The organism is Nonomuraea sp. ATR24, from assembly GCF_041950485.1.
Taxonomy (GTDB): domain Bacteria; phylum Actinomycetota; class Actinomycetes; order Streptosporangiales; family Streptosporangiaceae; genus Nonomuraea; species Nonomuraea ceibae.
Genome location: NZ_JBGNUU010000006.1, coordinates 56,001 through 67,460, shown reverse-complemented (window position 1 = coordinate 67,460; position 11,460 = coordinate 56,001). Strand labels below are relative to the sequence as shown.

General features: G+C 73.2%; 8 protein-coding genes. 3 read left to right on the top strand and 5 right to left on the bottom strand.

Annotation, left to right across the window (positions count from 1 at the left end; genetic code table 11):
• Positions 1-116: 116 nt before the first annotated feature.
• Positions 117-4,076 (top strand): helix-turn-helix domain-containing protein, encoded by a 3,960-nt coding sequence (locus ACBI99_RS17480; RefSeq protein ID WP_375072712.1) that lies wholly within the window; start codon positions 117-119, stop codon positions 4,074-4,076.
• Here the strand turns inward: ACBI99_RS17480 and ACBI99_RS17475 are convergent.
• The 3 genes from ACBI99_RS17475 to ACBI99_RS17465 all read right to left on the bottom strand — a co-directional run bounded on the left by ACBI99_RS17475 (position 4,073) and on the right by ACBI99_RS17465 (position 7,182).
• Positions 4,073-4,702, bottom strand: a complete 630-nt coding sequence (locus ACBI99_RS17475) for a LysE family translocator (RefSeq protein ID WP_219509063.1) — start codon at positions 4,700-4,702, stop codon at positions 4,073-4,075. The two genes, ACBI99_RS17480 and ACBI99_RS17475, sit on opposite strands and share 4 nt — an antisense overlap.
• 55 nt (positions 4,703-4,757) lie before the next feature.
• On the bottom strand, positions 4,758-6,056 hold the full coding sequence (locus ACBI99_RS17470) for an MFS transporter (protein ID WP_375072711.1): 1,299 nt from the start codon (positions 6,054-6,056) through the stop codon (positions 4,758-4,760).
• A gap of 214 nt (positions 6,057-6,270) precedes the next feature.
• A complete protein-coding gene (locus ACBI99_RS17465) occupies positions 6,271-7,182 on the bottom strand; it encodes a LysR family transcriptional regulator (RefSeq protein WP_219509059.1) in 912 nt (303 codons plus the stop codon).
• A gap of 128 nt (positions 7,183-7,310) precedes the next feature.
• Here ACBI99_RS17465 and ACBI99_RS17460 point away from each other — a divergent pair, with 128 nt between their 5' ends.
• Together ACBI99_RS17460 and ACBI99_RS17455 are read left to right on the top strand one after the other, a co-directional pair.
• The gene (locus ACBI99_RS17460) at positions 7,311-9,050 is read left to right on the top strand and encodes an adenine deaminase C-terminal domain-containing protein (protein ID WP_375072710.1); all 1,740 of its coding nucleotides are present in this window, start codon (positions 7,311-7,313) and stop codon (positions 9,048-9,050) included.
• A gap of 70 nt (positions 9,051-9,120) precedes the next feature.
• A complete protein-coding gene (locus ACBI99_RS17455; protein WP_219509055.1) occupies positions 9,121-9,798 on the top strand; it encodes a YitT family protein in 678 nt (225 codons plus the stop codon).
• Here the strand turns inward: ACBI99_RS17455 and ACBI99_RS17450 are convergent.
• Together ACBI99_RS17450 and ACBI99_RS17445 are read right to left on the bottom strand one after the other, a co-directional pair.
• Positions 9,753-10,748, bottom strand: a complete 996-nt coding sequence (locus tag ACBI99_RS17450; RefSeq protein ID WP_375072709.1) for a hypothetical protein — start codon at positions 10,746-10,748, stop codon at positions 9,753-9,755. The two genes, ACBI99_RS17455 and ACBI99_RS17450, sit on opposite strands and share 46 nt — an antisense overlap.
• Before the next feature lie 10 nt (positions 10,749-10,758).
• Positions 10,759-11,349 (bottom strand): helix-turn-helix domain-containing protein, encoded by a 591-nt coding sequence (locus ACBI99_RS17445; protein WP_219509050.1) that lies wholly within the window; start codon positions 11,347-11,349, stop codon positions 10,759-10,761.
• Positions 11,350-11,460 lie beyond the last annotated feature (111 nt).

Here is an 11,460-nt window from a genome sequence, read left to right as displayed (position 1 = left end):
CGATCACGGAGTCCTGGGCGGTTGGGAAGCCGTGCGGAATTGTCCGTACAAGGCCGTACACGACGTATCGGACACCGGGCCTGTAACCCTCCGCCACCTCGCGGCGACGTACTGGTGTGCCGACCCGAGAAGGCCCCGACGCCGCCCGCGAAGCCGACACGCCCGAACCCGACACGCCCGCAGCCGACGCATCCGGAGCCGACACGCCCGATCCCGGGCGGGTGCGCGACCGGCGGGACTTCGCGCGCGAGCTCTCCCTGCTCCGCGAGCAGGCGGGCCTGACGGTCCGGCAGGTCGCGGCGAAGGCGGGCGGGCACGGCGCGCACAGCACCCTCGGCGACTGGTTCGCCGGCCGCGGGCTGCCGTCGGCGGCGTCGCGGGACCTGCTCACGCGGGTGCTGCAGGCGTGCGGGGTCACCGACGCGCGGACGCTGGAGGAGTGGCTGAGCGCCTGGCGCAGGACGCGGCGTTCGCCGGGCCGCCGCCCCGCCGGGCCGGAACCGTACCGGGGGCTGGCGTCCTTCGGGGTCGAGGACGCCCGGTGGTTCTTCGGCCGCCGCGAGCTGACCCGCCGGCTGGTCGCCCGCGTGGGCCGGCTGCGGGAGCGGGGCGGCGGCGTGCAGGTCGTCGTGGGGCCGTCCGGGTCGGGCAAGTCGTCGCTGCTGCGCGCGGGCCTGATCGCGGCGCTGCGCGCGGGCGAGCTGCCCGGTTCCGGGGACTGGCCGGTGGTGCTCTGCGTGCCCGGCGCCCGCCCGGTGGACGAGCTGGCCGCGCGGCTGGCGGCGGTCACCGGGACCTCCGGGACGTCCGGGACGTCCGGCCCTTCCGGCACCTCCGAGGCGTCCGAGGCGTCCGGGACCTCCGGGGCCTCCGGGCTCTGCGGCGGCGAGGTCGCGGCGGCGATCCGGGCGGACCCCGGGAGTTGCGCCGTGTACGGCGGGCCGCTCGTCCTGGTGGTCGACCAGTTCGAGGAGGTGTTCACGCTCTGCGCCGACGAGGAGGAGCGGCGGCGGTTCGTCGCCGCGCTGTGCGCCGCCGCCGCGGGCGGCGCGCTGGTGGTGCTCGGGCTGCGGGCCGACTTCTACGCCCCGCTGCTGCGCTTCCCCGAGCTGGTCACCGCGGTGCAGGACGGTCAGCTGGCCGTCGGCCCCATGACGGAGGCGGAGCTGCGTGAGGCGATCACCGAGCCGGCCCGCCTGGCCGGGATCGACGTCGAGGACGGGCTCGTCGAGCTCCTGGTCCGGGAGGTCGCCCCGAGGGGCGCGGACCGGGCGGCGCACGACGCCGGGGTCCTCCCGCTGCTCTCCCACGTGCTGCACGCCGCCTGGCGGCAGGGGAAGGGCAGGAAGCTCACGGTCGCCGGATACCACGAGGTCGGCGGCCTCGACGGCGCCGTGGCGGCCAGCGCGGACCAGGTCTACGGCGCGCTGTCGCCGTCGGGGCGCGAGACGGCGCGCCGCCTGCTCCTCGATCTGGTGCACGTCGCCCCCGACACCGCCGACACCCGGCGCCGGGTCGCCACCGCCGAGCTGCTGGCCAGGCACGGCGGTGACCGGCCGGACGAGGCGGAGGACGTGCTCGACCGCTTCATCGCCCAGCGGCTCGTCACCGCGAGCGCCGACAGCGTCGAGATCAGCCACGAGGCCCTGCTCACGGCCTGGCCGTCGCTGCGGGAATGGCTCGGCACCGACCGGGCGGGGCTGGTCGCCGGGCGCGAGCTCGCCGCCACCGCCGCCGCGTGGCAGCGCGACCGGCGCGACCCCGACGCCCTCTACCGCGGGGCGCGCCTGCTGGCGGCCCAGCAGTGGGCCGCGGGGCGGGGCCTGCCGCCGCAGGTGCGGGCCTTCCTCGACGCCAGCACCCGGCACGCGCGCCGCCGCGCCCGGCGCATGCGCCAGGTGATCGTGGCGCTGGCCGTCCTGCTCGTCCTCGCGCTCGGCGCCTCCGGCCTCGCCTTCCAGGCGCAGCGCACGGCCACCCAGCAGCGGGACGAGGCGCTGTCGCTGAAGCTGAGCGCCGAGACCGGCGCGCTGCGCGCCACCGATCCGGCGCTGGCCGCCCAGCTCAGCCTGGCCGCCTACCGCCTCGTCCCCGGCCCGGAGGCGCGCGGCAGCCTGCTCAGCGCGCTGGCCGGCCCGTACGCGACCCGGCTGGCGGGCCACACGAACGCTGTCTACGCCACGGCGTTCAGCCCGGACGGGCGGCTGCTCGCCACCGGGAGCACCGACCGTACGCTGCGGCTGTGGGACCTGTCCGCCCCGCACCGCCCCGCGCTCCTGGCCACGGCCGGCTCCCGTGCCGAGGGGGTGCTGTCGGCGGCGTTCAGCCCGGACGGGCGGGTGCTGGCGACCGGCGGGGAGGACGATCTCGCCCGCCTGTGGGACGTCAGCGTCCCCGGGCGTCCGCGGCAGGTGGCCACGCTGGCCGGGCACACCGGCGACGTCCGGCGGGTGGTGTTCGGCTCCGGCGGGCGCACGCTCGTCACCGCCGGCCACGACCGGCTGGTGCGGCTGTGGGACGTGACCGATCCGGGCGCCCCGGAGCTCCTGACCGCGCTGGACGGCAGGCAGGAGGCCTCACCCGCGGTGGCGCTCGCTCCCGGCGGGCGCACGCTGGCCACGGCCGGGTCGGACGGTCCGATACGCCTGTGGGACCTCGGCGACCCGCGCCGTCCCGTCCCGCTCGGCACGCTCCGCGGCCACACCGGGCCCGTCCTGACGGCGGCGTTCAGCCCGGACGGCCGCACGCTGGCCACCGGCAGCTTCGACGACACGCTGCGCCTGTGGGACGTCGCCGAGCCGCGCCGCCCGAAGCCGCTCGCCACGCTGACCGAGGAGGGCGGCGGGATCGCCGCGGCGGTGTTCAGCCCGGACGGCCGCACGCTGGCCACCGGCGGCTACGACTTCGCCGTCCGGCTGTGGGACGTCGCGGACGCGCGCGACGCCGGTGACCCGATCACGCTGCGCGGGCACGCCGACACGGTCTTCGCGGTGGCCTTCAGCCCGGACGGCCGCACGCTGGCCTCCGCCGGAAGGGACGCCACGGCCCGGCTCTGGGACGTCCCCGGCCCGGCGCTCGGGGGCAACAGCGGGACGGTGTACGCGGTGGCGTTCGGCTCTGACGGCCTGCTGGCCGCGGCGAGCCATCGGACGGTGCGGCTGTGGGACACCGGCGGGCCCGTCCGGGTGGCCACGCTGCCGGGGCACGCGGACGGCGTCGTCGGGCTGGCGTTCGGGCCCGGCGGGCGGACCCTCGCCACGGCGAGCCTCGACAGGACCGTGCGGCTGTGGGACGTGTCCGGCCCGCGCCGGCCCGTCCACCTGGCCACGGTGGGCGGCCATACGGACAACGTCTACTCCGTCGCGTTCGCCCCGGGCGGCACGACGCTGGCCACCGCCGGGGCCGACCGCACCGTCCGCCTGTGGGACATCGCGGTCCCGCGCCGGCCTGCCGCGCTCGCCACGCTGACCGCTCACGCGGACACGGTCTACTCGGTGGCGTTCGGCCCGGACGGGACGACGCTGGCCACCGCCGGGGCCGACCGCACCGTGCGCCTGTGGGACGTCGCCGACCCGCGCCGGCCTGTGGCCCTGGCCACGCTCGGCGGTCACGCCAACGCCGTCAACGACGTGACGTTCGGCGGCCGGAACCTGCTGGCGTCCGCCGGCTTCGACGGCACGGCCCGGCTGTGGGACATCGCCGACCCGCGCCGGCCGAAGCCGCTCGCCACGCTGACCGGGCACTCCAACGCCGTCGCGGACGTCGCGTTCGCCCCGGCCGGCCGGACGCTCGCCACGGCGAGCTTCGACGGCACGGTGCGGCTGTGGCGGCTCGACGACCCGCGCCGCCCCGGCGTCCCGGCCGTGCTGAGCGGCCACACCGACCGGATCTACACGGTGGCGTACGGCCCGGACGGCCTGCTCGCCTCGGGCGGCGCCGACGCCGCGGCGCGACTGTGGGACACCGACGCCGGGCGGGTGGCCGCCCGGGTGTGCGAGCGCGCCCACCCGGCGATCACCCGGGCGCAGTGGGAGCGGCACATCCCCGGCGTGCCCCACCGGCCGCCGTGCGGCTAGCGCTGGGCCGCGAGGGTGACGCCCAGGCCGATGAACAGGGTGCCGGTCGCCGCGTCGAGGCGGCGGCGCACCGCCTGCCGGGCGCGCAGCCAGCCGCCGATCCGCCCGGCCAGCACGCCGACGGTCGCGTCGGCCAGGAACTCCAGGATGATCAGGATCGCGCCGAGGATCGCGAACTGCAGCCAGACCGGCCCCGCCCCCGGGTCGATGAACTGCGGCAGGAAGGCCACCATGAACGTGAACGTCTGCGGGTTGGCCGCCGACGACACCACGCCGTTCAGGAATGCGCTCCGGCCGGTCATCCCGGCGCCGGGCGCGTCGTCGGCGTAGCCCTTCCTGAGGTTGCGGAACATCTGGACGCCGAGGTAGATCAGGTACGCGGCCCCGGCCAGCCGCAGCACGGTGAACACGACGGGGAACGCCGTCAGCAGCACGGAGAGCCCGGCCGCCGCGGCGACGACGTACAAGGCGTCACCCGTGATCACGCCGAGCGTGGCGAGCAGCCCGGCGCGGGCGCCGCCCCGCACGCCGCAGCCCAGCACGAACAGCATGTCGGGACCCGGGGTGATCAGAGCGACGACGGTGGTCACCGTGAACACGGCGAGCAGGTGCGAATCGATCGGCATTCCGATCATCTTGCCACTCGCCGCCGTCCCGATCGAGCGCGGTCGCCGCCTCGCGTCAGGGCGCCGACGGCCGGGTCAGGCCCAGGTCGGCGCCCTTCGGTTCCTTGACCGCCGTGACGGCGGCGAGGGAGACGACGCAGAGCGCCATGATGTACGCGCCGACGGACATCGTGGTGCCCGTGCTCTGCACCAGGGCCTGGGCGATGGTGGGCGCGAAGGCCCCGCCGAGGATCGCGCCGAGCGCGTAGCCGATCGCGACGCCGGAGTAGCGGACCGAGACGGGGAACATCTCGGCGTACATGGCCGACATGGGCCCGTACGACAGGCCGAGGCCGAGGGTCAGGACGAGGATCGCGGTGGCGAAGAGCCAGATGTTGCGGGTCTCCATGAGCAGGAAGAGCGGGATCATCCAGGCGAAGACGAGCGCGTACCCGATCTGGAAGGTGCGCACGCGGCCGATCCTGTCGGACAGCGCCCCCGCGTACAGCGTGAAGCCGAGCCAGCCCACCGAACCGGCGACGGTGGCGAGCAGGACGGACGGCCGGGACAGGCCCAGCGTGGTGGTGCCGTAGCTGATGAAGTAGGCGATGAGGAGGTATCCGGCGGCGTTGTTCGCCACGAAGATCAGCGCGGTGAGGACCACGTTCTTGCTGTTGTGGCGGAACAGGTCGCGCAGCGGCGCGGAGGAGGTCCTGGTGCGCTGCTGGAGCTCCTGGAAGACGGGGCTCTCCTCGACGGCCCGCCGGACCAGGTACCCGATGACGATCAGCGTGAGGGAGAGCAGGAACGGCACCCGCCAGCCCCACGCCTGGAACTGCTCCGGCGTCGTCACCGTGCTCATGACCCACAGCACGCCGGTCGCGAGTATGAGCCCGATCGGCACGCCGACCTGCGGGAAGGCGCCCCACCAGCCGCGGCGCTCGCGCGGCGCGTGCTCCACCGACAGCAGGGCGGCGCCGCCCCACTCGCCGCCCGCGGAGAAGCCCTGGAGGATGCGCAGCAGGATGAGGGCGATGGGCGCGGCCACGCCGATGTCGGCGTAGGTGGGCAGCAGGCCGATGAGGGTGGTGGCCCCGCCCATGATGAGCAGCGTCAGCACGAGCATGCGCTTGCGGCCCAGCCGGTCGCCGTACCGGCCCGCGATGATCGCGCCGAGCGGCCGGAACAGGAAGCTGATGCCGATCGTGGCCAGCGAGATGAGCGTGGCCAGGCCGGGGGCCTGCTCGTTCACCGGGGCCAGGAACAGCGGGCCGAACACCAGGCCGGCGGCCTGGGCGTAGATGAAGAAGTCGTACCACTCGATGGTGGTGCCGGCCAGGGTGCTGGCGAGGACCTTGCGGTCCTCGCGTGTCATGGGGCGTGGCTCGCTCGTCACGTCGGGGCTCCGTTCCTTGCTTGGGGGGGGTCTGGTGGCACGTTCCAACGGGCTGGGGAACGGCCACGGCGGGCGGCGCGAGGCGGCGCGAGGTTGCGCAGCGCGGCACTCGGCATGCGTTTCCCGACCGTAGCCGACGAACGGGCGGGCGGGCAGCCCCCAGGCCCGCGTCGGCGCGTCGTGCCCGGCCGGGTCAGCCCGCCGAGGAGACGACCGACTCCAGCGTCGCCACGATCTCCTCCGCGAACAGCAGCGCCGCCGGGCCGTGGCCGTGCTTCCCGCGCCGGACGAGGGAGAGGATGTTGTTGCTGAAGGCGCGGTCCCGGACCGGCCGGTAGGCCAGGCTGCCGTTGTGCTGCTCCTCGGCGATGTCGAACCGGCTGAGGAACGCGACGGCCGCCCCCGAGGCGGCGAGCCGTTTCATCGTCTCGATCGAGTTGGTGTGGAAGGCGGGCTCGACCCTGAGCCCGGCCTCGGCGAAGGTGTCGGCGATGATGCCGTGGATGAGCATCGACCGGTCCGCGAAGACGAGCGGGTAGGCCGCGCAGTCGGCCAGCGGGATCGACTCGCGGCGGGCCAGCGGGTGCTGCGGCGCGACGACCGCGCCGAGCCGGGTGTCGAGCTGCCAGCAGGTCTCCAGCTGCGGGGAGGCGGGGATGTTGAAGCCGAGCGCGAGGTCGGCCTCGCTGTCCACCATGGCGCGCAGGATGTCGTGGGTGGACAGCGCCCGGATCGAGATGCGCACGGCGGGATGGCGGGCGTAGAAGCTGACGGTCGCGGCGGAGACGATGCCGCTGGCCAGGCCGGTCATCGTGGCGATCACCACGTCGCCGCTCGGGAGCGCGTGCAGGTCGCGGATCTCGGTCACGGCCTCGCGGTACTCCTGCATGGTCCGCCGCACGTGCGCCAGCAGGACCTCTCCGGCGGGGGTGAGCCGCATGCCGCGCGGCAGCCGCTCGAACAGCGGCTCGCCGAGCTCCTGTTCGAGGACCAGGATCTGCCGGTTGATCGCCGACGGGGCGATGTGGAGCCTCGCCGCGGCCGCCCGGATGGAGCCGTGCCGCGCGACCTCGTCGAGGTACTGCAGCAGGCGTGAATGGAGCATGGGGCCTCCTCGTCCCGACTGTACGCAAAAAGCGTACAGTCCGTGCGAAAACGGCTGCTTGTCAGCAACGGTGGCGTGCCCTTTCATGTCCTCAACGCGACAAGAGCGGCGATGAAGTGAGGAAACGCATGCCCCACGACAAGACGGCCGACCTGCCGGCCCACTACGACCACGTCCGGATGATCTTCGACATTCTGCGGGGCGAGCGGGAGGCGGATCTGCTGCTGCGCGACCTCAACGTCCTGGACGTGCACGGCGAGGCCGTCCACCAGGGCTCGATCCTCGTCCACGGCCAGCGCATCATCGCGCTGGACCCGGACGAGTCGGTCGTGCGGGTGCGGGAGGTCTTCGACGGCCAGGGCCTGTACGCGATCCCCGGCCTGATCGACGCGCACCTCCACTTCGACGCCCAGCTCGCCCACCCGGCGGCGTTCGGCGAGGCGATCGTGCCCAGCGGCACCACGACGATCTTCGCCGAGACGCTGGACTTCGCCAGCGCCGCCGGCGACGAGGCGATCGAGGCCGCCCAGTCCCTGTTCAAGGACCACGAGAAGCTGCCGTACCGGATCTACGCCTTCGCGCCGGGCAAGAAGACGTCGGTCGACGTCACCGCCGCCATGCTGCGGATGGACCCGGTGATCGGCCTCGGCGAGCTGGCCCACCTGTCGTACATGACGGGCAACGACGACGACTTCCGCAAGGCCGCGCTGGGCCGCGCCAACGGCGGCTTCGTCAACGCCCACTGGGGGGTGACGGCGCTGCCGGACATGCTGCTCAACTACCTGCCCGCGATCGGCGCCCACAACAACCACGACGTCTGGAACGAGGAGGACATCGACAAGAGCGTCCGGTACGGGTTCCACACGCAGATCAAGTTCGGCGTGGGCAGCCCCGAGGTGATCAGGACGATGCTGCGCGCCATCGTCAGGCGCCGCTGGCCCGCCGAGAACTTCCAGCTCTGCGCGGACAACATCTCCGTGGACCGCGTCCTGACCAAGGGCCACATCGACTGGGTGATCTCCCTGGCCGTCGAGATGGGCGTCCCGCCGATCCAGGCGATCAAGATGGGCACCCTGTACGCCGCCCGCTCCTTCGGGATGGACCACGAGTTCGGCTCGCTCGCCCCCGGCCGCTTCGCCGACATCGTGCTGACCGACAGCCTGTCGAAGATCAACCCGAGGTACGTGTTCAAGGGCGGCGAGCTGGTGGCCCAGGACCGCAAGCTCCTCAGGCGGGCCGGCCTCGACTACTCCGGCATGGTGAAGCAGCCCAGGCCCGGCCTCACCGGCCTGACCCCTGACCAGCTCGACCTCACGCCGATCGAGGTCTCCGCCGACGGGGAGCGGGCCAAGGTCCTGCTCTTCGACGTCTACGGGCGCGGCCACCTCAAGTTCGCCCAGGAGGTGTGGGTCCCGTTCCGGGACGGCGCGGTCGTCCCCGAGGTGGACGGCGTCCGGCTGAACCGGATCTCCGTCGTGCAGCGCTACGCCGACGGGACGCGCCACATCGTCAACGGCCTGTTCAAGGGCGTCTCGATCGACCGCGGCGCCGTCTCCACGTTCTGGCCGGCCCCCTTCCCGTACTTCGTGGTCGTCGGCGCCGACAGCGGCGAGATGTGCGCCAACCTCGAACGGCTCGACGCCTACGTCGGCGGCTGCGTCGTCACCGAGGACGGGCAGGTGCGGGCCTCGCTGCCGCTGGACATCTACGGCGTCATGGCCGACATGGACCTGCCCGAGCTGGTGGACGCCACCCGCTCGATCGACGCCGCCCTGGAGAAGCTGGGCCACCGCAACGAGGGCGAGCCGGTCGTCAACAAGCTCCTGACCCTGTTCATCTCGCTGGACCGCTTCGGCTTCATGGTCTGACGACAGCGTTTCCGTATCCGACCGAGTGTCAGCGGGTGCCGGTCACCTGACACGTAGCCGAGGAGAGACTGTGCTACAGAACGAACACGATGCCGGGGTCGCTGACACCGGAAGCCTGGTGCGGCGCTGGATCACCTACGCCGCCGGGATCTACGTGCTGACGCTCGGCGTCAGCCTGGCCATCAGGGCGGGCATCGGCATCTCGCCGCAGAGCAGCCTCACCCGCACGATGACCCTGGTGCTGCCGCCGATCAGCCAGGGCACGTTCAACTTCCTGCTCGAACTCGTCATGCTCGGGCTGACGTACCTGGTCATGCCGAAGGACTTCAAGGCCAGGAGCTTCCTGTCGCTGATCCCGGCCCTGGCCCTGGCCTCGTTCCTGGACCTGAACCTGATGCTGACGGACTGGATCGTGGTCGAGCCGTACGCCGGCCGGTTCGCGCTCCTGGTGTTCGCGGACGCGACGCTCGCGTTCGGCCTGTTCCTGATGATCCGCGCCAACCTGGTGCTCATGCCGATCGACATGTTCGTCAACACGATCTTCAAGCGGACGGGCTGGAAGTGGGGCAACATCAAGACGGCCTTCGACTGCACGCTGCTGGTCACCTCGGCGGCGATCGGGCTGATCTTCCTCGGGGCACCGCACTTCATCCGCGAGGGCACCATCATCAACGGCATCCTCGTCGGGCAGTACATCCGGCTCTACTTCTTCCTGTTCGCCCGGTTCTCCCGTAACAGGGAACGGTAGCGGTGCGCCACCTCGTGGAAGGCCGCCTTGGGCGTCCAGGCCGGGTCGTCGCCGTCCGCCACCTTCACGATGCCGAACCCGGCCTTGTCCAGGTCGAGCCTCGGGTCGTCGCGGTGCGGGAAACCCCGCATGGCGAAGGTGAACACGAAGCACCCGTGCACGCCGGCGTCGTCGTAGAGGCCGATCAGCTCGCCGAGGTAGGCCGCCTGCGTGCGCTCGTCGCGTGGGTGGTCGCCCCGGATCTCGGGCTGCTCGGCGAACCAGCGGACGATGCGGAACGAGGCCGCCCCGCGCAGGTCGGCCCCGGTGAACGCGCCGCAGCCGAACTCGGTGACGACCACCGGCCGGGCCTGGTCGCGCACCAGTGACCGCAGGCGCCGTTCGTAGCCCGCGTGGTCGTCGCCCGAGCGGTAGAGGCTGACCCCGGCCACGTCGAAGCGGGACCAGTCGACCTGCTCCCAGCCGGCGGCCGCGTAGCTCAGCCGGCCGTGGAAGACCTGCCGCGCGCACCGCGCCGCCCGGTCCAGGAAGGCGTCCAGCTTCCGGGTGATGCGGCGGCGCAGCAGGCGGCGGGCCCGCAGGATCGCCAGCAGCCGCAGGTAGGACCAGGGCAGCGGCACGATCCCCGGGGCGGTGTGGGAGAACTCGCTGCCCACCAGCAGGGTCACCCGATCGGGATGCGCGGCGCGCAGGCGTTCGGCCGCCGTGGCCACCCGTTCCAGGTGCGCCAGCACCTCGGGCCGGGGACGGTCACGCAGATGCGGCCGGACCCAGATCTCCAGACCGGCGTCCAGGGCCTGCTCGGCGGCGCGGATCAGGCGCTCCTCGTCGGTGCCGATCAGCATCACCGCCGTGCAGTGCAGCTCCTCGCGAATCACCCGCAGGTCCCGCCCGACCTCGCCGGGTGGCGCGTCGTCCACCAGGTACGACACGCCGCGAACGGTCAGCATCGGATCCTCCTCACGCGGGGACGTCGTCCCGCCGGTCGCCGCCCTCGCGGTGGTGGCCGCGCTGGGCGTCACGGTCGAAGATGCCCAGGATCTCGCACGGTCCGCCTTCGGCGCCGATGGCGTGCGGCGTCATCGTGGGGAACTCGGCGGCCTGGTTGGCCTCCAGGCGCAGGCGGCGGTGGCCCAGCATGAGGACGGCCGTGCCGGACAGGACGACCAGCCATTCGCGGCCCGGGTGGGCGCGCATGCGGGCCGGGTTGGCGGGCGGCGGCTCGGTGATGCGCCGGCGCATCACGGTCATGCCGGGGTCGGCCTTGACGGGCCAGCGCATCAGGCCGTGGGCGGCGTCGATCGTCGGGCTGGTGACGACGTCGTCGGCGGCGGTCTCGACGAGCTGGTCGAGGGAGGTGTCCAGGGCGCGGGCGAGGGTGACGAGCTGGTCCAGCGCGAGGCGGCGGCGGCCGTTCTCGATGCGGCTCAGCGAGGACTGGCTCATCCGGGCGCGGGTGGCCAGCTCCTCCAGGGACCAGCCCTGCGCGACCCGCAGCGCGCGGATGCGCGTGCGCACCAGGTGGTCGAGATCCTCGTCCTCTTGCGTCATGGGCAACAGCTTATGCCTGCGGTGCAAGACCGACGGGCCAGACGAGCCCTTGACTTCATGTTGACATTAACTTGCACACTTGCCTCACGCCAAGCGATCACTGCTAGGGAG